Source organism: Acinetobacter sp. BZX-2, from assembly GCF_055179795.1.
Window position 1 is genome coordinate 692,603 of record NZ_CM143686.1, and the last position, 24,680, is coordinate 717,282.

The window sequence follows — 24,680 nt, forward strand, 5'->3', positions numbered from 1 at the left end:
ATAAAATATGAAGACTTTATGAATTCAGTATTTATTTATGTTATGCACTTTGTGAAAAAATTGAATGAATTTTATAATTTTTTAATTGATTGGTTTATGTAACTATTTATTATTCAAATAATTTTGGTGATTTATGCATATTTTTATTGAAAATATGCGAATTACGAGATATTTTTAGCAAGCTTTATATTTACGAAAAATTACTTTTTATATATTCATAACAAAAGGGTATCTCATGTTATTTAAAAAAACATTGCTTGTGATTATGTGTAGTTCAGCTTTGGTTGCTTGCGGAGGTGGAGGTGGTTCATCCAACAGCGGTAATTCAAATGGAGGAAATACAGGCGGAGGGAGTGTAACTACCCCTGTTTCTGATTTGGACAAAGCAAAACAACTGATTGAAACAACCAAAGCAATTATTTCATATTATGATGGTTTTCAAGATATTGCAGATAATTATAAAACACCAGTTGAAGTGATCAATAATACTGCTTCTGATTTAGGTCGTGCAGCTGACATAGTGACTACGCTTGCAGGGCTTGCTATGGAAGATGCGCAAGGCAAAACGAAGCAATACAGTGCGGCTGAATTAGAGCTATTGTTAAAAGAAGATGCGATTAAAAATCAATATCCGCTAGGATATGACTTAAAAAATAATACATTACAAATTCAGGTAACAGGCAGTTCAATCAAAGTGACTGGTTCTGCTGATGTTGCGTACTGGGACGAATTTAAAGAGCCAAATGCATGGGATTGGGATAATCCAGATTGGTTAACCAACAAAGAAAACTTTATTTATGCGAATCAAGCTAAAGTAAACGTGACCAATCTGGTGTTTGAAGCTCCCTTTATCGCAAATCAAAGCACCTATAATTTTAAAATTGCAAATGGTGGGGCGATTGACATCACCAATGCTACACAGCAAAAAGCTAAATTTAGTTTCACTGCAGACAGTACGGCTAAGTTGGTGTACCCAGTTGCGAATACTTTGGAAAATCAAGAGGCTTTACCGAATCAAGCATCTTTACAATTAAAAGGTTTAGTCTTTGAAAGTGCAGATGTAAAAGCAACATTGAGTGAAGTTTCATCTTCAGCAAAAACAGTTCAGTTCTCTAATGGTCAATCGATAATTGAACAATTAATACCATCTGAGTTGGTTTTAAAAGGTCAGGTTTCATATTTGCAAGAAGTCTTGGATCTTGATGCAAGTATTAAATTAAACAATGATTTATCAAAAGTCATTGATATTAGTGCGGGTCATGAAACTGCGTTGAATTTTATTAATGCAGATTTAGCCGTTAAATTGTCAGGTAAATTAAAAGGTGCGAATGCAACGCCAACACCATTTAGTATCAATGTGACTGCCAAGCGTGCTGAATATTTAAAAGGGACTGCAAATGTTGCAGTTGCGGTTGATAAAAATGCATTGAATATTGAGTTTGCTTCACAAGATATTACTCAAGAAAAACCTGTAGTAAGCAGTGTGATCAAGCATGAAAATGGTGCATTTGTTCAAATTGCGGATATTAAAAACTTTAGCACGGCTGATGTAAAAGTCGGAACGACAAGTTATGGAACAATTACCAAAAATTCTTCAGAGCAATATGCTGTGAAATTTATTGACGATACAGTTGTTTATATCACTCCATAATTTAGACTTGTGAGAAGAGGACAGCATGCGCTGTCTTCTTTTATATGAAATGAATAAAAATCTTATATTTCTAATGCTGTTTCCTAGCGTATGTTTTGCAGAAAAATCAGCACAATTTTCATTGAATGCAGAATTGTATAGCGATCCTGTTTCAGTCCATGCCTTTTTGAATGATTGGGATAGCCCACATTTGCAAAAGGGTAAGAATGCCTTTGCTTCGGGCAAAATGAAACTTGAAACGCAACAGGATCACTGGACGATGGGTTGGGTATGGTCTTATGACTACCAATTACGTTTTAGTGAAGACATGGCAAAATTATATTATCAAATTCAAAATGATCAGCTGATTGATGCGAATTCAAGTTATGCACTGGAATTAGAAGCACAACATGTCGATACCGTTGGAACACGATTTGGCTATGATTGGGATATTCACCCCAATTGGACAGTTGTGACGGGAGCTACCGCATTAATTGGGCGTCATTATGTCGATGGTACATTTCAGGCACGCGGTCAAACCACAAGTGTGCCTGAACTGATGGATCGGGTCAGTTGGTTGAATGGTCAGTTAGACTATAGTTATGATCAACCTGCATTAAAAGAAGATGAATTGGGTTGGAATGGCAAAACGAACAAAGGTTATGGTTATGCCTTGGATTTGGGTTTAAAAGGTAAAATAGGCAAAAATTGGGATCTTTATTTTCAAGCTGAAGATATTTTTAGCTATTTGTATTGGGACAATGCTCCATTTACAAAATATAGTATTACTTATGATCAGAACAGTCGCCCACGTATGGATCTGTCTGGACAATTGAGTAAAACCAAGCAATATAAACAAAAATTACCGTTTAAAATCAGTTCTGAAATTACCTATATATCCGATGTAAATCCTTGGAGTATCAGCCTGAGTAGCTTTTCAAATCAGTATTTGACTTTGGCGCAATTCAATGGCTTTTGGCAGACTGCGCCACTTAAATACGGCATACATATAGAACCCCAGACACATTCTTTAGGTGTATCTGTACAGCATAAAAACTTCGGTTTGAAATATTTGACAGATGATTTAGCCAGCAATGATGCGCATCGTTTTAGTACGTATTTATATGCTCAATATTTTTGGTAATAGGGCTTTAAAAACTGATTTTAAAATGAATAAGCTATAGAAAAACATGGTTTTTTCGCCCTAATGCGGATCAGTTAAGAGTAACTTAGTACTTACTCATCTAAAAATCTCCCCTAACCCTGAGCCATATATGGCGCAAGGAAAAAGAGGGGAACTATTGAGAATTTAAAATAATTTTAGATTCTCTTGCGCAGCTGTGCTGCTCATCCCTCCTTTGAAAAAGGAGGGTTGGGGAGGATTTAAAAATGCTTAACTGCTTGGCATTAGGTTATTTACACACAATTTACTAAGAAGAACAACTCACTGATATTTCAGGTACATCACTTGGTAATGGTGCTAAATCTTCAGCCTTTTCTAAATCGGCTTGTTTGCTAAATGGTTGACTTAGCAATTTAAATAAACGCTCTACTTCTGAGAAATCGCCACGCTCCGCCAGTTCAATGGCTTTCTGTGCCATGTGATTGCGAAGGATATAGACAGGATTGACTTTCACCATTTCAGCATCAAGCGCATCAATATCTTGGTTTTCACGAATACTTTGGTATTGCGTTAAAAATACTTCGAACTGATGACGATCGACACAATCATCTTTGATGGCTTCATATTGTTTATTCTGCAAACGAATAAAGCTGTCGGTGTAGTCTAATTGCTCAGATTGCAGTACTTTTAAAAAGGCCATGCCACAATCAAGGCTGTCTTTATGGAAGTTTGGAAGCCCCATTTTTTGGCAAAGTCCTAGCGTATAATGTTCTAAAAATGTCGGTTCAAAATGTTCTAAACATTCAACTAAATCTTGTTTAAATTGTTCTTTTTCGTCAGCCTTTGCTAATGGAATTAAATTGTTTAACCAATTCCAAAGATTCCAATGCGCAATACTGGGTTGATTTTGATAGGTATAACGCCCATTGTAATCACTGTGATTATTGATCCAATTCGGGCGGAAACGCTCCATAAAGCCGTAAGGGCCGAAGTCTAAAGTTGAACCTGTGATATTTAAATTATCGGTATTCATCACACCATGTGCAAAGCCGACCAATTGCCACTTGGCGATCATGATTGCTGTGTTTTGAATAACCTTCGTAGCAAATGCGAGCAGTGGCTTTTCAACCTCTAAACATTCTGGATAGTGCCATTCCATACATTTCTGCGTAAATTCTGCCAATAAGTCAGGCTGATATTGATTAATCCATTCAAAATGCCCTAAACGAATATGGCAGTCAGATGTACGTAACATCATTGCACCTAATTCCAATTTTTCACGTTGTACGCCTTGTGTAGACGTGGTGAATCCAACGGCATTACTTGATGGTACACCGAGTGAATTAAGTGCATGACCTGCGAGATATTCTCGAATTACAGAACGTAATACTGCACGACCATCTCCCATGCGAGAGTAGGGGGTTGAACCTGCACCTTTTAAATGTAGGTCAATGGTTTGACCTTGTCGATTTAAAATCTGAGCAATCAGTAAGCCTCGCCCATCACCGAGCTGACCTGCCCACTGTCCAAACTGATGTCCCGCATAGACCATCGCCAATGGGTGAAATTCAGGAAAGGTTTTTTGTCCACTACAGATTTCGACCCATTGCGCTTTATCCTCATCTGACCATTGCAACTCATCGGCCAAAGCTACATTAAAATGTCCTGCTTTAGCGCCTTTGAGCGGAACTGGCATTTGCTCATGGTAGAGTTTTGAATTGAGTGATGGATAACGTGAATTGAAATACATAGCAATTGATCACAGTGGATTAGGCATGACTTCACCAATATAGCAAAGTTTTATCGGTATGGATAATTCCAACTGTTTCAGTCAACAATAAATAATTTTGCCTCATCGAAGTTGATGAATGATGTGCTTCGGCATGGTCTGCAAGATGAAAAGTGCAAAAAAAGCTCCATTTCGGAGCTTTTCAATTCATTTAAATTTGATTAAGAAACTACGTTCTTTTTAATACCACGCATTAACGTTTCTAAACGTTCACGATGGAAAGCCAGCTTTTGTTCAACCAATTGGAAATCAACTTTTAATTTCACATCCATTTGGTGAATTTTTTCAGCAACAGCCGCTTTTTTGGCTTGAAGTTCTTGCTCTTTTAAAGCAGCCCAATCGTTTAAGGTATGGGTAAATGCTTCATATTCTTGAGCAACTTTTTGTTTCATTGCCATAATATCGGCACTTACATCATGCCCGTAAATCGCAAGATCTTGTTGTGCATATTTAAACTTCATTGCCAATTCGGCTTTCTTAATATTGAAGTTTGGAATACGACGCAGATTTTTTGCTAAACCGACTTTAGAACATGACCAAATCAGCCATTTTGTCGGGTCATATTGCCACCATTTCACACCATTACGATAGTCGTATTGGAAAATGTGGTGATAGTTATGATAGCCCTCGCCCCAAGTTGCGATAGCGAGAACGAAGTTATCACGTGCAGTATTTTCGTCAGTATAAGGACGTTTGCCCCACATATGACAAAGCGAGTTAATGAAGAATGTGACGTGGTGGCTGATAATTAAGCGTAATAATCCACCTAATAATAAAACACCCCACATATCACCAACAGCCCAACCGAGTGGAACTAAGATGGCAGCATGAACGACAATCACCAATGGAATGTAATATTTGTCCTGAAACATCACGACTTTATCATTCAACAAATCGGGTGCATTTTTATAGTTTTTTTCAGAAGATGGATAGTTACGTAACATCCAACCGATATGTGCAAACCAAAAACCATTATTAATAGAGTATGGATCTTGTTCTACATCATCAACATGACGGTGATGAGTACGGTGACCTGAAGCCCAGAACAAAATACTATTTTGTACTGCAAATGTACCCATAATCATCAAAATGATTTTGAGTGGCAATGTCGCTTCATAAGCACGGTGTGCCCATAAACGATGATAGCCAGCAGTAATACCTAAGCTACTGAAACCAAGTAAAACGAATAAACTAATCCAAGCCGCCATACTAAAATCATGATGGTAGGCATATAAAGGGATCGCAATCACTGCAATAATTGGTAGCAACACCAATGCAAAGACACCGATCCAATTTATTGGGGCTTTGGGTAGGGGAGCATTCATCTCCAACAGCACTCCTAAGAACCTTAATTAGGTAAAATAATTAGGTAAAAATCGAAAGCATAGCTTCAGTATTTTTTAGGCTATACAGTCGTGGATATTAGCATGAGCGAACAGATGTTCACTAGTATTAGTGTACATCTGTATTGTATAAAACAGTAACAGAATAAAACATGAATTTTATCGATTTGATCGGAAAAAAAGAATGGTTCAAAAGTCGTATTGAGTTGTCAAAATAGTGTAAAAAAATTAAACCATAAACTCTATAGCGAGCACAATTGTAACTTATTGATTATAAATAAAATAAATTATAAAATTTAAATTGTTCACAAACCATTTTGCTATTTAATTTGACCTAATCCAGATTGCATCATTTTAGGAAAATCTGTAATCAAACCATTGATACCCAAATCACGTAAATGTTGAGCGCGTTCAAGCGCATTGACTGTCCACACACTGACATTTAAATTGGCTTTTTGAGTGGCTTGAATGATTTCATCTGTTGCCAATTGATTCATCCAACCGATTTGACAGCATTCCAATGCTAAAGCCTGTTCAATGGCTTGTTCTCCAATATCCGTTTCAATCAATAAGCCTTGTTTGAAATGACTGTTTTGTTGAAGAAGTGCTTGATGAATTTTCAAGTCAAAACTGGTGATGATTGCCGTATTTTCAAAACCTGTTAATTGTTTTTGTAATTCAATCACCAGTTTTTCAGCGTGTCGCATTGTTTCAACTGTTTTTACTTCAACTTCAATATGTTCAAAATCGTGCATGATTTTCAAACTTTGACGTAGGGTCGGGGTGATTTGTTTTTCCCAATCCATCCAAATATTGGCTTGATTATAAGGTTCAAGTTCGGTGCTGCTTAAAGTATATAAGGCTTGGTCTATTGATGTGGTTCTAAGGAAGTTGTCATCATGCATAATAATGATTTCATCATCTTTTAACTGTCGGACATCAAACTCAACTGCACGAATGCCTAAATCGCGGATATATTGAAATCCACCCAGTGTATTTTCAGGTGCTTCGCCACGTGCGCCACGATGTCCAATGATTCTCATATTTCACTCAGTTTTTTGGGTCGTATTTATCTAATTTAAACGAGTTGTGATGAATTTAGAAATAAATTATAAAACTAGGATATTTAGAGTTAATTTAGATTTAACTATAAATTGTGTTGCAAAACTTATTGTTTTAGAAAAGCAAAAACCACAGTTGGTTGGATATTCTGAATCAGTTCAAAGCATTGTATTGAAATGCATTGAAGCCAGAACAAAACTAGACCAACAGTGGCTTATTATCATCTATTACAATAGCGTAGCGTAGTCGCTTTTAAATCATGAGCATACTGTGATCAAGATTCATTCATAAAAACACATTTAAATCGTTTCATTGATGTTTTTTTGCCACAGAACCTCATTGCCACCTTCAGCACGTTGTAAAGCACGTGAAGCAACGAAGAACCAGTCGGATAAACGATTCAGAAGTTGTAAAGCCGTTGCTTGGATATTCTGATCTCGAGTGTTCACGGTCATTAGGCTGCGTTCCGCACGACGGCAAACGGCACGAGCTTGATGTGCATAACTACAGACCAATGTTCCTGAAGGTAAAATAAATTCTTTAAGCATTGGCAAATCTTCATTCATACGGTCAATGTCTTTTTCAAGAAACTCGACACAGACAGGCTGTAATAAGTTGTAGTTTGGAATACAAACCTCACCACCCAAATCGAAAAGCCAATGTTGAATTAAGCTCAGTGATTTATCCCATTCCGCTTTTTCTACAATAGAACTTGCTGTAATTTGAGCCCGGAGTACACCAATAATTGCATTCAACTCATCGACATCACCCAATGCAGCAATGCGAAGGTCATCTTTAGCGACACGTGAACCATCACCCAGTCCAGTCGTTCCCGAATCACCTGTACGGGTATAAATTTTACTTAAACGATGGCCCATAATTGTTTCCTTGTATGAAAAATGAAAAAAAGGATAATGCCGGTCAAAACATTATCCATAAACTGCGCTGTTTTAAAATTTTTTTGAGTTAAGGGGCTGTCAATAGCCCCTTTATTTTAGTAACGGAACGTTACCCCAGCTGAAGCAAGACGGCCGCCATTGATGTAATAGTAACCATTGCTATATGACGTTGTTTTATATTCAACATCTCCAATATTTTGAATATTGGTGAATAGTTTTACGTTTGGATTGATATTCCAAAACGCATTTACATCGACAGTGGCATAACCTGAAACTTTACTGTTTTTCGGTCTTGATTTAGCTGAAAGTGAGGTGCTGATGCCATAAACTTCGTTTTGGATACCCGTGGTCAAGGTTAAGCTTTGACGTGAACGACGTGGCAAGTCTTCATCCGTTTCTTTATCTTTGGGTTGTACATAAGCATATGAAAGGTTCGTGAATAGTTCATCACTTGTCCAATCTAGATTAAATTCACCCCCTGTAAATGTGGCTTTTTTCACATTGTACAAACGACCTTCATAAGTGATTGGATCAGTCACATACGTAATCAGATCATCTACTTCATTGCGGTATGCAGAAAGCCCCATGCTGAAGTTATCTGTAATTTTTTGGTCTAGACCAACTTCATAGGAAATACTTTCTTCAGGTTTTAAGTCAGGATTACCACCCCAGCTGAGTGCATAGAGGTCATTATTGGTTGGTGCACGGAATGCTGTACCAATATTGGTATAAATGCTGGTCATCGGTAGGATTTGGTAACGTGCAGCGGCTTGCCCAACTGTATGTGTACCAAACGTTTCATGATCTTCTACACGTAGACCCAATTGAGTGTGTAATTTGTCTGTTTGGTATTGGTGTTGTACAAAATATCCCGTGCTGTCGACTTCTTTATCGTAATCCACACCATAAAAACCACTGCCTGAAAGCACATCAGACTTTACATTTTTGGTGGCTACACCCGCTAAAATATTTTGAGTCGGTGTAAATTGCCACTTGCTGTAAAGTTCAGCTTCTTTGGTGGTGTTGTAAATCGCATCATGTGAATCATTTTGCTCTAAGTCATCTTTAAATTGTGACAAGCGCGCATTGATTGAAAGGCTATCGTTTACATTTACACGGCCTTTGACATTAATGATCTCATTCTTAAAATCTTGAGAGACATTTTTTAAACCAATCAAGTTCCAATTGGCATCATTGACACCATCGACATAGGTTGAAGTGCCTTGGTTCTGTGAGTAATCTACAGATGCAGCATATTGTTCTTTTTCAACACCGAGTTTTGCACTAAAGCCTTTTTGGTCATATGAACCTGCTTTCACATTGGCATCTTTAAAATCTGTTACTTGTGTACCATCTGATTCAAGTCGTTGTCCACGAACTTGTGCATATACACCGTTTTCAGCCAAATCAGCACCAACTACAGATTTGTAAGTATTGTGTTCACCTATCTCTCCAGTAACAAATGCACCCGTTTTTTCAGGTGTTTTTGAAACAAGTTGAACGACGCCACCAATTGCATCTGTTCCATATAAAACGGATGCTGGGCCTTTTAATACTTCAATTTGTTTAATATCTGTTGTATCAATAAATGCCAATGACGCAGAACCTGCAGAACCCGTATTTAGACGAACACCATCACGTAATACTAAGGTGTGCGTTGAGTTTGTACCACGAGTAAAGATAGAGGCAGCTTGTCCATAACCACCGTATTGCATCATATCAATAGAAGCATCGCTCATGAGTAAATGCGGTAACTCAGCAATTGGTGATTGTTCTAAAATATGTGGTTCAATAATTGAAATACGTGCAGGAACATTTTCAATTTTTTCTTCAGAACGCGTGGCTGTGATTACAATAGTATCGAGCTGAGATTTTACTTCTGAATTTGAAGATGTAGTTTCGGCAAAACCAGTAGAAGAGAGCCCCATCGCAATAGCGATAGCACCTACAAGTGTCGTAGGCTTAAAAGCTGAAAGTTTATAAAAACCAGACATGGTATGCTCCATACATTCACTCCCCGTGAATGATTGAGTTAAAAGGGCACAACAAGCAGGTATCCGGACTCAAATATAGAATCGATATCGATTCAAATTATTCCACCTTCCCACAAAAAATTGCAGTGGTGTAAATCCTAAGATTTATAAAGAATAATCGTTCATTTTACCGTTGCGGGGGCAGTGTTGGATTTGCACCAACTTCCCTAAGCCTAAGCTAGACTCGTTGCATTTGCGCGCAGTATAAAGACAGATTAGGAATTAAACAATGTTGAATAGAGAATCCTATTGAACTTTAACGCAAGTGAGCAAAATTGCATTACAATGATTCGCTTAAACCGATTTAGATTCGTGAACTACACTGAATTAGAGTGATGAATATGCGTACTCGTGCCAAAATCTGTGGAATTACGCGTCCACAAGATATTCAAGCCGCTGTTGAAGCGGGTGCAGATGCAATTGGTCTCGTATTTTATGAACCAAGTCCACGCAATGTATCGATTGAATTGGCAAAACAATTGGCACAATTGATTCCAGCTTATGTCAATATCGTGGGATTATTTGTCAATGCAACATCTGAACAAGTCGCGCAAGTTTTAGAGCAAGTTCCTTTAGATATTCTTCAGTTTCATGGCGATGAAACGGCCGAACAGTGCCAACAGATTGCACAATATAATAAACGCCGTTGGTACAAAGCGATACAAGTCAAACCTGATTTAGACAATTTAGAAATCATTCAGACAATTCGGCAATATCAACAAGCAGGAGCAAGTGCTATGCTCTTAGACGCATGGCATCCTGAACTCAAAGGCGGAACTGGACACAGTTTTGACTGGTCACAATTTCCCAAACTGGATATTCCTTTGATTTTGGCAGGTGGTTTAAAACCTGAAAATATTGAAGACGCTATACAAACGACTCAAGCGTATGCGGTTGATGTCAGCGGAGGCGTAGAATCCGCAAAAGGTATTAAAGACCAACAACTCATTGAAAAATTTATGCAAGGAGTCCAACGTGGATCAGCAAAGTAATCAACAAGATAATTTACAAGATCAAGTGATTGACTATACCCAATACCCAGATCAAAACGGGCATTTTGGTATCCATGGCGGACGTTTTGTGTCAGAAACTCTGATGGCTGCTTTAGAGGATTTAGAGAAACTCTATTTTCGTATGAAAGATGATGCTCAGTTTTTGGCAGAATTCGACCGTGATCTTGCCTACTATGTAGGTCGTCCTAGTCCTTTGTATTATGCTGAGCGATGGTCAAAAGAGTTGGGTGGTGCGCAAATTTACTTAAAACGTGAGGACTTGAATCATACAGGTTCGCACAAAGTGAATAACACCATTGGTCAGGCGTTACTGGCAAAGCTTTCTGGGAAAAAACGTATTATTGCTGAAACAGGCGCAGGGCAACATGGCGTTGCGACTGCAACCATCGCAGCACGTTTAGGTCTTGAATGTGTTGTGTTCATGGGCGCGGAAGATGTGAAACGTCAAGCCATGAACGTTTATCGTATGCGTTTGTTGGGTGCGACCGTTGTTCCTGTGGAAAGCGGTTCTAAAACATTGAAAGATGCCATGAACGAAGCAATGCGTGACTGGGTGACCAATGTTGATTCGACTTATTATGTGATTGGTACGGTTGCAGGGCCGCATCCGTATCCACAATTGGTTCGTGACTTCCAATCGATTATTGGTCGTGAAGCACGCAAACAAATTCAGGAGCAAGCAGGCCGTTTACCTGATGCTTTGGTGGCATGTGTAGGCGGTGGTTCAAATGCAATGGGCTTGTTCTACCCATTCTTAAATGACCAAGATGTTAAAATGTACGGTGTTGAAGCTGCGGGTTATGGCATTGAAACAGGTAAACATTCTGCACCATTAAACGCAGGTCATGTCGGTGTTTTACATGGTAATCGTACTTATTTGATGTCTGATGAACAAGGTCAGATCATTGAAACGCATTCAATTTCAGCAGGTTTGGATTATCCAGGTGTAGGTCCTGAACATAGCTTCCTAAAAGATATGCATCGTGTTGAATATGTGCCAATCAATGACAATGAAGCTTTACAAGGTTTCCGTGATTTAACCCATATTGAAGGGATTATTCCTGCATTGGAAAGTTCTCATGCGATGGCTTATGTCACTAAACTTGCACCAACCATGTCTAAGGATCAAATTATTATTGCGACTGTTTCAGGTCGTGGTGATAAGGATTTAATGACTGTGGCACGTATTGATGGCGTGGAAATGGTTGAGATGTAATTGCTTTTTGGAGGGGTTTTAGGTTGATATTTTTGAATATTAATACACTTAAATAAAAATCCCTCCCAGCCTCCCTTTAAAAAGGGAGGTGCTTTAAGGCTTACCCAACCTCTCTCTAAAAAGGGAGGAGATTTACGGTTTAGAAAGATAACAAGATTTTATTATTATCATTTCTTCTAAGTCATTATTTAAAAAGATTTCTAATTAACAAGATTCAATTTATTGAGCTCAAAAATGTCTAGTTTATTTATTGTCATGCTTGGTGGTCGTCATGCACGTGCCAATACTGAAGTTCACGATGTCGTACTTGCAGTAGGGGATTCGCTTGAAGACATTTCTCCTCAACTCAAAAGTGCATGGTTTGGTGAGCAAAAAGGTTTGCATATCGATGCATGGGCAAAGTTACAAGGTTTAGAATTTGAAAATAAAAACTATCACATTCATTTTACAAATGCACAGCCCAATCAAGCAGATCAAAAACTTTGGCTAATCAATTTAGGTGGTTATGATGCACGTGAATTTGGCGAATTACATCGTTATGTTCTTGTTGTTGCACAGAATTCAATTGTTGCAAAGGAAAAAGGTAAACAGTATTTTGCAGCACATTGGCAAAAACAACATACCGATCGAGTTTTAGACGTGGATGACTGTATTGCGATTGACCATGTTCATGGGCGTTATGTGCAATTGGTTGAAGGTACTTTTGCTGAAGGTGTTTGGGAAAATACCTATTTACAAATTTAAAAGTAAAGTTGATATCATATTTTGTTAAATCAATGGCTTAAATAGTGGTGAAAAAATTAAGAAAGAAAAAATACTGATTAAGAATAAGATTAAATGAGGAATGAAGAAGAATGAATGTTCAATTTATTGATGAGCTTGCATTAGATACCGAAACAAAAGTACAAATTGCGGATTTAATGAGAGTGTGTTTTCCAGAAGAAGATTTTCATGGTCGACATTATTTTAAGCAATTGCCGCATTATCGATTATTACTCAAAAACCAAAACCAATTGATTGGACAGTTGGGACTAGATTATCGAGTCATGACTTTAAATGGTGAGCCGATCAATGTACTCGGTGTTATCGACTTTGCAATTCATCCACAATTCCGCAATCAAGGTCGAGCTGCTCAAATGTTGAATGAACTTGATCATTTGGCACAGAAATTCCAAACAAATATCGATTTTCTATTCCTCGTGGCTGATCAACATGATTTTTATCGAAAATTTGGTTTTGAATTAACCGCGCAACATGCACGATGGTTAGTCACAGAAGAACATATTAACTATGGCATGAAAGAAGGCTTCTTTGATGATTGCTTGATGTATAAACAAATTGGATCGAAACCATGGATTGAAAATGCTAAGTTGGATTTGATGGGCTATTGGTATTAAGTGCTTATCACATAAAGATATAAGCAATGAATAAATACATCAATACGCGAATAAAAATAGTTATTTTGCTGAAAGCTTTGTAAATTCAATCGTTATATGATGCTTATCAATAAAATCGCTATTAAATATGTAAAAAACGCATTTCGTTGATAGGTCAAATCTCGTTATATTGTGCATCGTTATAATGAAACTACTAGCTGTACGCCATGTATTTATATACTGATTTCGATCAGCAACTGATCAATGAACGTGTTGCACAATTCCGTGATCAAACGGAACGTTATTTAGCGGGTAAACTCACTGAAGATGAGTATCGTCCATTACGCCTACAAAATGGTTTATACGTACAACGCTATGCGCCAATGCTACGTATTGCAGTACCTTATGGTCTAATGAACTCAATCCAACTTCGTAAAATTTCTGAATTGGCAAAAGAGTTTGACCGTGGTTATGCACATGTATCAACACGTCAGAATATTCAATTTAACTGGCCTGCTTTGGAAAATGTACCAGACATGCTTGCTGAACTTGCTACAGTTCAAATGCATGCCATTCAAACTTCAGGTAACTGTATTCGTAATACCACAACTGACCAATATGCAGGTGTCGTTGCAGGTGAGATAGCAGACCCACGCCCTACATGTGAATTGATTCGTCAATGGTCAACTTTCCATCCTGAATTTGCATTTTTACCCCGTAAATTCAAAATTGCAGTTTCTGCACTGGAAGAAACGGATCGTGCTGCGACTTCATTCCACGATATTGGTGTATATATCGTTAAAAATGAAGCGGGTGAAATGGGTTATAAAATTAAAGTCGGTGGTGGTTTAGGCCGTACGCCTGTGATTGGTAGTTTTATTCGTGATTTCTTACCACGTGAGGATTTGATCGCTTATCTTGAAGCAGTTCTTCGTGTGTATAACTTACATGGTCGTCGTGATAATAAATACAAAGCACGTATTAAAATTTTAGTGAAAGCATTAACCCCTGAAGTATTTGCTGAAAAAGTAGAAGCTGAATTTGCTCATACCATTCAGACTTTAAAAATTCAGCCTGAAATTTTGAAAAAATTGGATGAAGAATTCACACCATTCGATTATCAAGATTTACCTGATGAAAACTTTGATGCTTTATTTGCAGCGCATCCAAAATTTAAACACTGGTTTAACATCAACACCAATGCACATAAAGTGAAAGGCTATCGTATCGTAACGATTTCACTCAAACGTGCAGGTATTGCACCGGGCGATATGTCTGTTGAAGAAATGAATTTGATTGCTGATCTTGCTGACAAATATACATTTGGTGAATTGCGTACTACGCATGAACAAAATATTTCATTGGTTGATGTTCCGCAAAAAGATTTATTTGAATTGTGGCAAATCCTTGAAAATAACAACATGGCACGTGCGCATATTGGTTTTATTACCGATATTATCTGCTGTCCTGGTGGTGATTTCTGTTCTTTGGCAAATGCAAAATCAATTCCAATTTCAGAAGCAATCACACGTCGATTTGATGATTTAGACACGGTTTATAATTTGGGTCATATCGATTTGAATATTTCAGGTTGTATGAATGCCTGTGGTCATCACCATGTTGGTAATATTGGTATTTTGGGCGTAGATAAAAAAGGCGCTGAATTTTACCAAATCACTTTAGGTGGAAATGCAGACCATGATGCTTCAATTGGTGACATCTTAGGGCCTTCATTTGCAGCAGAAGTTGTACCTGATGTGATTGATGAAATCTTAAATACTTACCTAGATTTACGTACTGAAGGTGAGGAGTTTATCGAAACGTATCGCCGTGTGGGGATTCAACCATTTAAGGAGCGTGCATATGCTTAATACAGCACTTCAAGTCCTCTCTAAAGATGGCGTAATTACCGATAACACGTATCAAATCATGGGTGAAGATGCTGTTTTACCGCAAGGTGATGTGGTTTTATTGGTTGATCAGCTCGATCAAATTGCCAATATTTCAGGTAAAAAAGCACTCTATATCACTGTTGATGCTTCACCAGAAGTCAATCAATTTCCACTAGACCAACTTGATGCAATCTTTATTGAGTTTGCAGGTTTTAATGATGGTCGTGGTTATTCATTTGCAGCATTGTTACGCCGTCAAGGTTATCAAGGTGAACTTCGTGCGACAGGTGATATTTTTAAAGATGTTTTAAATTATTTAAAACGTTCAGGTTTTGACACCTTTGTGGTGAAAGAAGGTAAAGATATTACTGAAGCTGCTGCGGGTTTAAATGATTTTAAAAATCCATATCAAGCTTCGACAGGTGTTGCTCAGGCACATTATCAAACTGGTGCTTAGTTTTTTTAAGCATAAAAGCTGGACTTTGGTCCGGCTTTTTTGTATTTAAGTAATTTATTGATTCCAATTGAATTATCTATCCTCTTTATAAAAGAGCATGTTGTTTCCGTGACTGTGAAAGCGTTTTTTAATTGATAAAGATTTTTCTGCTAATTTATGATATGAGTAAATTAAATCAATAATTAATGATTTATTTCTATGTGGAAATTTTTAAAAAATATTTTTAAATCAGCTCATCCATCGCCTGTACTAAATATTAAGCAGAGCGAACAGATTATAACGAATAATCTTTCTATGGAGCCGAATATACATCAAAGTTACACGGACGTTAATGATATTGATGATTATAGCTACCGCTATTTAAGGACTGATAAACAGCTTTCAGATTTTGATATTTCGATTTTAAAGTTAAAAAGTTACGATGGATATTTGCGACAGGAAATGCTCGAAAAATTTCAGCAAAATTTTCAGCCAGCATTGTTTCCGCATGTGCTAAATAGACTCAGTGATTATGTTCCGATTAATCGAAAATTGGCAGCAACACATATTCAAGTGTGGAGTGAAAGAACTGAATTTTCAAAACTCTGTATAGATCATTTTTATGAAATTGCTACACTACAAAAACGCGAACGTACAGAAGAGGAGGTATTTACACTATTACTTTGTAAAGTTAAAAATGATAAAACATATTTGGTAGAAACTTTAACTCAACAACAAGGCATTTTACCTCGAATATTATTAGAGTTTATCATTAAATATCAATGGATTGATTCTGAAGAATTATTTGAATTATGTCGCAATGCGAAGGATCAAAAGGTTAGAGCACATTGGTTGGAGCACATGATTCAATATGAATCTAATCCATCATTGATTTTGATTTTAAAGAGTAGTTCATTTCGCGAGGTACAGTATCGTCTCTTTGATATTTTATATAAAAGGAATGCGTTAAATACAGGGGATCTTGTTTTGATGTGGCAAAGTCCATTTATCTCTGTGATGGACTATGCTTCTTTTGCTTTGCGTCAAATCCATTTTGATTTTGAAAGATATTTTACTGAAAACCCAATGAGTGTTTTATTAGTTAGTCATCTTCGAATTAGAGCCTATCAATGGATTTTGTTGAAGAGGGATCTAATTGAATTTTTTAAAATTATTGAGAGGATAGATCAGTCCCTGATTGTAAATTCAGTTTTATTTTTTGCCTTAAAACAAAAATATATTAAAGTCGATCAATATTTGAGTTTTTATCAGAAATCTGGAAGAAAATTGTATTTTTATCAATTGTCAAAGGCAAAAAAATATTTACGGGATCAACTGAGTTTAGAAGAGCTTGATCGATATTTATCGATGATGGTCACGAAGGATGAAGTCAATTTTCAACAAAGATTAAAACTGGTTGAAGGATATAATATTGGAGATCAGTTATATTGGTTTATTCAGCAAAGTCAATATATTCAAACAACTCAAGACCAAAAGTTCTTTGAAAATCACTTACAAGAAAAATTAAACCATCTAAAAAATGCGGCATACGGCCTAAAGTGGACAGAACAACAACAATATCAAATGCAAAATTTGCTACCTAGATTTATCTTGTTGTATCCTCAATTTTCTGAGGATCTGATTGTTAAAAAATTGTTGAAACCTTATTTAAAATAACGGCGTATCAATAAACTTATAGAAGAAAGCCGTGCCAAGCGATGGTGCAAGGAGCATAGGGAATAAGAAACCATAAACTGCACCAGTAATATGTGCTCGATGATCAATCAATGGAGAATGCCCTGAACGAATCGCATACATGCTATAACACAGATAAATTGTTCCAAAAATAATGGCAGGCACAGGAATAAAATAGATATAAATCATTCCCCATGGATCAAATAAAATAGCACTAAAAAGTACAGCATTGACTGCGCCGGATGCACCTAAGCTACGATAAGAATTTAAGTTGCGATACTGAATATAACTGGGGATTGCAGCCACAATAATGGCGCTACAATAAAACAGTACAAAACCCATACCACTTAAATAGTCACGAAAAAACCATTCAACACTTCTTCCGAAGAAATAAAGTGTGAACATATTAAAGAAAAGATGCACACCATCATTATGAATAAAGCCATGAGTCAGAAAGCGATCATATTGACCCTGTTTAATCGCTGAAATATTAAAAATCAAACGATTCATGATATTACGATGTTGCCAAGCAGCAATAGAAGTCAAAATCGTAATGATAATAATCAGAATAGTATGTGTAAGACCAGTCATCATCTTGTTATAAATTATGTTGAGGTATGCGATGCAATATAACCTAAATGATTTCAAATCAATAGGCTATATTGTATGTGAAGAAAAATTATTCAGTGATTAACTGGCAGTTGACCATCCATTTCACACCAAATTGATCGGTAAAAGCACCATATAAAGCGCCCCAAAATGTCTTGTCTAAAGGCATTTCAATGTCACCATTTACAGACAAGGCATTGAAAAGATGCTGTGCTTCATCTTCTTCATGGGCTTCTAAATTGATAGAAATATAATGGTTATTTCCTTTGTTGAAAGGAGCACTATTTTGAGCACAAAATTGTTCAGAAATATCTGAGCCCATTAAAACCGTAAAATCATTAATGGGTAAAGAAACATGGAGAATATAATCTTTCTCTTTTTCAGAAACTTGTGCATCGGGCAGTTCTGAATAGCGTTTAATAAAAGAAAAATCTCCGCCAAATACTGACTTATAAAAATTAAAAGCCGCTTCGGTTTCACCCTGAAAATTTAAATAGTGATTCAGTTGCATGCTAGAAATCCATTTTGTTGTTTTGAGGAGATTAATCTAGCAGTTAGATGCTTAAAATTTGATGAATATTTTGTAATCGGAAATAAAAAATCCTCCAATCAATGGAGGATTTTTGTTGCCTAAGTTTATTAAAATTAAAAGCTTTAACAAAGATTAGGGTGATATTGCTAACGTATTATAAAAGTTCAATCGCAACAGCAGTTGCTTCACCACCACCGATACAAAGCGCAGCAATACCTTTCTTGCCACCTGTACGTTTAAGAGCATGAATCAACGTTAAAATGATACGAGAACCTGTTGAACCAACTGGATGACCTAATGCACATGCACCGCCGTTGATGTTAACTTTTTCGATGTCAAGTTTGAAATCGTCAACCGGACACATGGTCACCATTGCAAACGCTTCATTGATTTCCCAAAGGTCAACGTCCTGTGCATCCCAACCTGTTTTGTTTAAAACTTTTTGGATTGCGCCAACTGGAGCAATGGTAAACTCAGAAGGGTGTTGTGAATTCGATGCATAAGCAACGATTTTAGCAAGCGGGTTTAAGCCTTTCGCAGCTGCGTGGTCAGCAGATGTTAGAACAAGTGCTGATGCACCATCTGAAATCGAACTTGCATTTGCAGCAGTAATCGTACCGTCTTTTGCAAAAGCTGGGCGTAAAGTTGGAATCTTTTCAATATTGGCATTAAAAGGTTGTTCATCTTTATCAACAATCACATCACCTTTACGTGTAGTTACTGTAACAGGCGTGATTTCGTCTGCGAAATAACCTTCTGTAATGGCTTTTTGAGCACGTTGTAGTGAACGAATTGCAAAATCATCCATTTGTTCACGGGTATAACCGCGAGTATTTGCCATATCTTGCGCAAATGAACCCATCAAACGACCTGTTTCAGCATCTTCTAAACCATCAAAGAACATATGATCTTTAACTTCACCATGACCCATACGGTAACCACCGCGAGCTTTAGGCAATAAATATGGTGCATTGGTCATCGATTCCATACCACCTGCAACAACGACTTCTGCAGAACCTGCTTTGATCGCATCGGCAGCCTGCATCACAGCTTTCATGCCAGAACCACACAGTTTATTGATGGTCACTGCGCCAGTAGAATCTGGAAGGCCTGCTTTACGCATCGCTTGACGAGCTGGACCTTGTTTTAAACCTGCTGGAAGTACACAACCCATAATGACTTCTTGTACATCACTCGGTTGTAAACCCGCACGAGCAATGGCTTCTTTAATCGTCACAGCGCCTAAATCAGGAGCTGTAACGTCCGCAAGGCTTCCTTGAAATCCGCCCATTGCGGTACGTGCACCATTCACAATTACGATGTCAGTCATTGTTCTATTCTCCAATCAGTATTCTATGATTTTTTCAAAAACCTTAGCAGTATATAAAAAACTGATTCAGAAGAAAGTATCAATATTGAATATATCTAGACTGTAGTGACCAGTTTTTAACAATTGGAGTTTGGTACAGAATTGATAATACCCATTCTACTGATTGTAAGTCTTAACTTATTTTCCTTTCGAGCTATACCACAATAATAAAAACTTCCAGGTGCACCTCTGGGTAATCCAGTATCACCTTGTAAGGTAAGCACATGGGTGCTACTTGAACTACCTGCCCAAGTCAAGTGACCATATTTAATATTATGTTCAGTTTTAAAGAGTATATGCTCATCTGTGTCGACTGATTTATTTCTATTTTTATCAGTAAAAATGATCACACCATTGTCCCATTGGTTATTTTCACATTGGATTAAGTTTTCCGATGAACAGATCACAACGGGAGTATGCAGCACCAAGGCTTGACTTTTTGCAAATGATAAGTATTGTTGAGTCAAGGGTCTTATTGAGTTAAGTTCTTGCTTTTGCATCATATTGTGATAATAGGGAATGCACATTAGGCTTAAAATTGAGATTATTGAAATAGTTACAATGAGCTCAAATAGCGTAAAACCGCAGTCTTTACAATAAAAGTACATAATAAAATCTTCTGTTGTTGTGTGTTTTTATTTGATAAATAATGTTTTTTCTTTTAAATTTGATTCAAAGGTAATTGTAGTAAAATATTTATTACTATCGTATTCTTTTGCTGTTAAAATAAAAGTAGCAAAAAGATAAGCGATTCATGAAGAAAAATTGAGTAAAAATTTACCGAATTACAACGGAAATTGTAAGTAATTTTGTCAATAATTTACTTGATTAAAGTTATCAAGCACTTGGAAAAAAAATCAAGTGTTTGTATGATTCAACATGAGTAGCTTAAAAATAATACTGGGGTATTAAATTCTATCTCAGGATAGCCGATAAATTTTAGGCTAAGCTTGAACAAAACAATTGTTATCTCTGGAGGATATCCATGAAATTGAGTCGTATCGCACTTGCAATGCTTGTTGCTGCGCCATTCGCTGCTGCTAACGCTGGTGTAACTGTTACACCTTTAATGCTTGGTTACACTTTCCAAGATTCTCAACACAATAACGGTGGTGATAAAGGTGAGTTAACTATGGGCCCTGAGCTACAAAACGATTTATTCGTTGGTGCTGCTCTTGGTGTAGAACTTACTCCATGGTTAGGTTTCGAAGCTGAATATAACCAAGTTAAAGGTGACTTAGACGGTACTGGCGTTGCTGGTTCTGAATATAAGCAAAAACAAATCAATGGTAACTTCTATGCTACTTCTGATTTGATCACTAAAGACTATGACAGCAAAATCAAGCCTTACGTTTTATTAGGTGCTGGTCATTATAAATATGAATTAGACGATATGTCTTATCATAGTGACGAAGAAGGTACTTTAGGTAATGCTGGTGTTGGTGCTTTCTGGCGCTTAAACGATGCTTTGTCTCTTCGTACAGAAGCTCGTGGTACTTATAACTTTGATGAAAAATTCTGGAACTATACTGCGCTTGCAGGTCTTAACGTAGTTCTTGGTGGTCACTTGAAGCCTGCTGCTCCTGTAGTAGAAGTTGCTCCAGTTGTTCCAGCTCCAGTTCCTGTAGCTCCTGAGCCACAACAGTTAACTGAAGATTTGAACATGGAACTTCGCGTGTTCTTTGATACAAACAAATCAAACATCAAAGATCAATACAAGCCAGAAGTTGCGAAAGTAGCTGAAAAATTATCTGAATTCCCGAATGCGACTGCTCGTATTGAAGGTCACACAGATAACACTGGTCCACGTAAGTTAAACGAACGTTTATCTTTAGCTCGTGCTAACTCTGTTAAATCAGCACTAGTAAGCGAATACAACATCGATGCATCTCGTTTGTCTACTCAAGGTTTCGCTTGGGATCAACCGATTGCTGACAACAAAACTAAAGAAGGTCGTGCTATGAACCGTCGTGTATTCGCGACGATCACTGGTAGCCGTACTGTAACTCAATAATTTATTGAGAATAAAAAAGCGACTCGTCAGAGTCGCTTTTTTTTATAAAATAATTATAATAGTTAAAATATCTAAACATTAAATGAATTAAAAATAATGAATACAAAGTGGACAGCTATCAATATGAGTAAGCTATTACTAGGTTTAATCTTGCTTGGGCTAAATGCTTGTCACTCTATAGATAGGGGGGTAACGACAAACTCGATTCAAATAGAATATCCGAAAGAAACAACGGCTTTAAAAAAAGGTTTAGAAATTTACTTTAAAAATAAATCGACTGAAATTGATGAGCAATATCAACCAACTTTACTAATTGCCTCGCAGTTACTGAAAAATAATAAAAACTTTATTTTATACATAGAAGGTCATACTGATAGTTCAGGCTCATTTGCAGCGAATAATAAGGTATCTAACATTCGGGCAAATAGAGTGAGAGACTTTATTCTCAATGAATATCATGTGAATCCTGATCAACTTATTGCAACAGGCTTGGGGCCAACAAAACCAATCGCCAGTAATAATACGGCAGATGGCCGGGCTAAGAATAGAAGGGTAACTGTAACATTAAAGATCCAGTAATTAGCGATAGAGTGATTTGAATCACGTTGCGATCAAATTAAACGTATTATAATGAATGATCTTTGTACTTGGTTTTAGTTTGAAAATTCATGAGTTTGCAACTTCCTAAACAACTGATTGATCTTGAAGCGAACTGTGGAATATTTGCAGTGTGGGTCGTGTTACAACATTATTCAATCCATATTGAGATCGATCAGCTTACTAAGCTTTGCAACTATGATCAAGAGGATGGAACTTTCAGCATAGGTTTAGCACTTGGATTAAAAAAGTTGGGCTTTGATATCATGTTTTATACGGATGATGATCCAGATATCCATGAAAAAGAGACCAGTTGTTATGCTGAAGCAAAGGCTTTAAACATTCCAATACATCAAACCTTGGCTTATCAGGATATCCAAAAGGCAGTATCACAAGGACATTTTGCAATTGTCTATTATGATACTTTAGATGGGGTTGGCAATCATTCATTGGTCTATTCAATGGATGAAAAGGAAATTTGTTTTTTTGATAGCTTTGATGCAATGCCAGCAGCAATTTTTGAGCAACAGCGTCGCGCCGAGGGAATTTGTCAGCAGGTCATTATCATTGGTGATTATCAAGCACCTATTCGATATAGCTGATTTTGATGAACTACCTCAGTAAATCGAGATTTACTGAGGTAGTGTTGAATGGATATTATCAAAGTTATACGTTTAAGACTTTGAAAAGGGTTTGAAAATTAACCTTTGATACAAAGTACTTGTTTCAGGGTATGTACGACTTCAATCAGATCGCTTTGATTCGCCATAACTTGATGAATATCTTTATACGCACTCGGTATTTCATCAACAACACCTTTGTCTTTACGACACTCAATACCTTGAGTTTGCGCAATGAGGTCTTGTTGATTAAATAGGTTCTTGGCTTTGGTGCGACTCATTTTTCTACCTGCACCATGTGAACATGAGCAAAAAGATTCAGGATTTCCTTTGCCTTTGACGATAAAGGATTGCGCACCCATTGAGCCAGGGATAATGCCATATTCATCAAGTCCTGCACGAATTGCACCTTTACGTGTTACAAAAACTTCTTCACCAAAATGAAGCTCCTTTTGTACATAATTGTGATGACAATTGATCGCTTCTTTGGTCATTTGAAAGTTGGGTAGTAGAGGGCGAATGGCTTCTAAAATCAAACGCATCATTTCTCGCCTATTTTCAAAAGCATATTCTTGTGCCCATTCTACGGCTTCAACATAATCATCGAAATTGGTTGAGCCTTCAGCAAAGTAACTTAAATCCTTATCTGGCACATGTCCAAAACGATGCTGTGCTTCTTTTTTAGCACGCTCTATAAAATATGTACCAATGACATTACCTAAACCACGACTACCAGAATGCAGCATTACCCAAATATCATCATTTTCATCGATGCAAAGTTCAATAAAGTGGTTACCACCACCTAATGTGCCCAGTTGTTTTTGCCATGTTGAATCAAAGCTACGAAGCATACGTTTTAAAGCAGGATGCTTATCTGTGATTAATTTTAGCTTTTTATCTAAGGGCGAAAGCGTAGAGGCCTTGGCTTTGGCGAGTTTGTGCATTTCAAAACCAACAGGTACTTTTCTTTCAATCGCATTACGTAAAGCGCTTAAATTATCAGGTAATTGCCCCGCTTTTAAACTCAGTCGTAAAGCATTCATCCCACAACCAATATCTACGCCTACAGCAGCAGGGATAATGGCATTTTTAGTCGGAATCACACTACCTACAGTTGCGCCTTTGCCTAAATGTACATCAGGCATGACCGCAATATGTGAGTGAATAAATTGCAATTGTGCCATTTTACGCAATTGAGTTAAGCTTTCTTCATCCACATCTTGAGTATAAATTTTTACTGGAACGCCATATTCTGCTTTGGCGTTTAAAATCATTTGTATGCTCATTTTCTTTCTCTAAGCAAATTATTTTTATTGTCCGATCTTGTTTTAAAAGGGCTTCATTTGAAGACTAGATTCAAATTTTAGACCATAAAAAACCTAGCGAATGCTAGGTTGAAACTGACATTCGGACACTTGGGATTAACTCAGTG

22 protein-coding genes, 1 pseudogene and 1 riboswitch are annotated in these 24,680 nt (G+C 37.1%); of the genes and pseudogenes, 12 read left to right on the forward strand and 11 right to left on the reverse strand.

Going from position 1 to position 24,680, the window contains the following annotated elements:
- The first annotated feature begins 235 nt into the window (after positions 1–235).
- On the forward strand, positions 236–1,651 hold the full coding sequence (locus tag ACY45D_RS03250) for a hypothetical protein (RefSeq protein WP_463108417.1): 1,416 nt from the start codon (positions 236–238) through the stop codon (positions 1,649–1,651).
- A gap of 25 nt (positions 1,652–1,676) precedes the next feature.
- Positions 1,677–2,774, forward strand: coding sequence for a hypothetical protein (locus ACY45D_RS03255; protein ID WP_463108418.1), 1,098 nt, complete (start codon positions 1,677–1,679; stop codon positions 2,772–2,774).
- Between the two features lie 286 nt (positions 2,775–3,060).
- Here the strand turns inward: ACY45D_RS03255 and ACY45D_RS03260 are convergent, their stop codons facing one another.
- The 5 genes from ACY45D_RS03260 to ACY45D_RS03280 form a co-directional block, all read right to left on the reverse strand.
- Positions 3,061–4,503, reverse strand: a complete 1,443-nt coding sequence (locus tag ACY45D_RS03260) for a protein adenylyltransferase SelO (protein ID WP_463108419.1) — start codon at positions 4,501–4,503, stop codon at positions 3,061–3,063.
- A 200-nt stretch (positions 4,504–4,703) separates the two neighbouring features.
- Entirely contained in the window at positions 4,704–5,867 is a 1,164-nt protein-coding gene (locus ACY45D_RS03265) for an acyl-CoA desaturase (protein ID WP_463108420.1), read from the reverse strand.
- Positions 5,868–6,205: 338 nt separating this feature from the next.
- Entirely contained in the window at positions 6,206–6,928 is a 723-nt protein-coding gene (locus ACY45D_RS03270; protein WP_463108421.1) for a glycerophosphodiester phosphodiesterase, read from the reverse strand.
- Between the two features lie 318 nt (positions 6,929–7,246).
- The gene (locus ACY45D_RS03275) at positions 7,247–7,825 is read right to left on the reverse strand and encodes a cob(I)yrinic acid a,c-diamide adenosyltransferase (protein WP_089605738.1); all 579 of its coding nucleotides are present in this window, start codon (positions 7,823–7,825) and stop codon (positions 7,247–7,249) included.
- A 116-nt stretch (positions 7,826–7,941) separates the two neighbouring features.
- Positions 7,942–9,852: a TonB-dependent receptor plug domain-containing protein gene (locus ACY45D_RS03280; RefSeq protein ID WP_463108422.1), complete on the reverse strand. Its 1,911-nt coding sequence runs from the start codon at positions 9,850–9,852 to the stop codon at positions 7,942–7,944.
- 25 nt (positions 9,853–9,877) lie between these two features.
- Positions 9,878–10,082, reverse strand: a riboswitch (cobalamin riboswitch).
- 138 nt (positions 10,083–10,220) lie between these two features.
- Between ACY45D_RS03280 and ACY45D_RS03285 the strand changes: the two genes are divergently transcribed.
- The 7 genes from ACY45D_RS03285 to ACY45D_RS03315 all read left to right on the forward strand — a co-directional run bounded on the left by ACY45D_RS03285 (position 10,221) and on the right by ACY45D_RS03315 (position 17,489).
- Positions 10,221–10,871, forward strand: coding sequence for a phosphoribosylanthranilate isomerase (locus ACY45D_RS03285; RefSeq protein ID WP_463109416.1), 651 nt, complete (start codon positions 10,221–10,223; stop codon positions 10,869–10,871).
- On the forward strand, positions 10,855–12,108 hold the full coding sequence (trpB, locus tag ACY45D_RS03290) for a tryptophan synthase subunit beta (protein ID WP_463108423.1): 1,254 nt from the start codon (positions 10,855–10,857) through the stop codon (positions 12,106–12,108). The genes ACY45D_RS03285 and trpB overlap by 17 nt, the downstream gene beginning before the upstream one ends.
- Before the next feature lie 234 nt (positions 12,109–12,342).
- A complete protein-coding gene (locus ACY45D_RS03295) occupies positions 12,343–12,852 on the forward strand; it encodes a DUF1543 domain-containing protein (RefSeq protein WP_463108424.1) in 510 nt (169 codons plus the stop codon).
- 110 nt (positions 12,853–12,962) lie between these two features.
- The gene (locus tag ACY45D_RS03300; protein ID WP_463108425.1) at positions 12,963–13,505 is read left to right on the forward strand and encodes a GNAT family N-acetyltransferase; all 543 of its coding nucleotides are present in this window, start codon (positions 12,963–12,965) and stop codon (positions 13,503–13,505) included.
- A 206-nt stretch (positions 13,506–13,711) separates the two neighbouring features.
- Positions 13,712–15,355, forward strand: a complete 1,644-nt coding sequence (locus tag ACY45D_RS03305; RefSeq protein ID WP_463108426.1) for a nitrite/sulfite reductase — start codon at positions 13,712–13,714, stop codon at positions 15,353–15,355.
- Positions 15,348–15,833 (forward strand): DUF934 domain-containing protein, encoded by a 486-nt coding sequence (locus ACY45D_RS03310; protein ID WP_463108427.1) that lies wholly within the window; start codon positions 15,348–15,350, stop codon positions 15,831–15,833. The genes ACY45D_RS03305 and ACY45D_RS03310 overlap by 8 nt, the downstream gene beginning before the upstream one ends.
- Before the next feature lie 198 nt (positions 15,834–16,031).
- Positions 16,032–17,489 (forward strand): hypothetical protein, encoded by a 1,458-nt coding sequence (locus ACY45D_RS03315; RefSeq protein WP_463108428.1) that lies wholly within the window; start codon positions 16,032–16,034, stop codon positions 17,487–17,489.
- Here the strand turns inward: ACY45D_RS03315 and ACY45D_RS03320 are convergent.
- The 5 genes and pseudogenes from ACY45D_RS03320 to ACY45D_RS03340 form a co-directional block, all read right to left on the reverse strand.
- Positions 17,481–18,101: a rhomboid family intramembrane serine protease gene (locus ACY45D_RS03320; protein WP_463108429.1), complete on the reverse strand. Its 621-nt coding sequence runs from the start codon at positions 18,099–18,101 to the stop codon at positions 17,481–17,483. The two genes, ACY45D_RS03315 and ACY45D_RS03320, sit on opposite strands and share 9 nt — an antisense overlap.
- 85 nt (positions 18,102–18,186) lie before the next feature.
- On the reverse strand, positions 18,187–18,627 hold the full coding sequence (locus ACY45D_RS03325) for a VOC family protein (RefSeq protein WP_463108430.1): 441 nt from the start codon (positions 18,625–18,627) through the stop codon (positions 18,187–18,189).
- A gap of 175 nt (positions 18,628–18,802) precedes the next feature.
- Positions 18,803–19,978, reverse strand: coding sequence for a thiolase family protein (locus ACY45D_RS03330; RefSeq protein ID WP_463108431.1), 1,176 nt, complete (start codon positions 19,976–19,978; stop codon positions 18,803–18,805).
- Between the two features lie 116 nt (positions 19,979–20,094).
- Positions 20,095–20,517, reverse strand: coding sequence for a GspH/FimT family protein (locus tag ACY45D_RS03335; protein ID WP_463109417.1), 423 nt, complete (start codon positions 20,515–20,517; stop codon positions 20,095–20,097).
- A 27-nt stretch (positions 20,518–20,544) separates the two neighbouring features.
- A pseudogene (locus ACY45D_RS03340) lies at positions 20,545–20,625 on the reverse strand (pilus assembly FimT family protein); the annotation flags it as partial.
- A gap of 377 nt (positions 20,626–21,002) precedes the next feature.
- On the opposite strand from ACY45D_RS03340, the gene omp38 reads away from it, so the two are divergent.
- The 3 genes from omp38 to ACY45D_RS03355 all read left to right on the forward strand — a co-directional run bounded on the left by omp38 (position 21,003) and on the right by ACY45D_RS03355 (position 23,230).
- A complete protein-coding gene (gene omp38, locus ACY45D_RS03345; RefSeq protein WP_463108432.1) occupies positions 21,003–22,031 on the forward strand; it encodes an outer membrane protein Omp38 in 1,029 nt (342 codons plus the stop codon).
- Positions 22,032–22,154: 123 nt separating this feature from the next.
- Complete coding sequence (locus ACY45D_RS03350) at positions 22,155–22,610, forward strand: OmpA family protein (protein WP_463108433.1); 456 nt, start codon at positions 22,155–22,157, stop codon at positions 22,608–22,610.
- Positions 22,611–22,699: 89 nt separating this feature from the next.
- Positions 22,700–23,230, forward strand: a complete 531-nt coding sequence (locus tag ACY45D_RS03355; protein WP_463108434.1) for a cysteine peptidase family C39 domain-containing protein — start codon at positions 22,700–22,702, stop codon at positions 23,228–23,230.
- A 98-nt stretch (positions 23,231–23,328) separates the two neighbouring features.
- Here ACY45D_RS03355 and ACY45D_RS03360 read toward each other — a convergent pair whose 3' ends face one another.
- Entirely contained in the window at positions 23,329–24,534 is a 1,206-nt protein-coding gene (locus ACY45D_RS03360; protein WP_463108435.1) for an RtcB family protein, read from the reverse strand.
- Positions 24,535–24,680 lie beyond the last annotated feature (146 nt).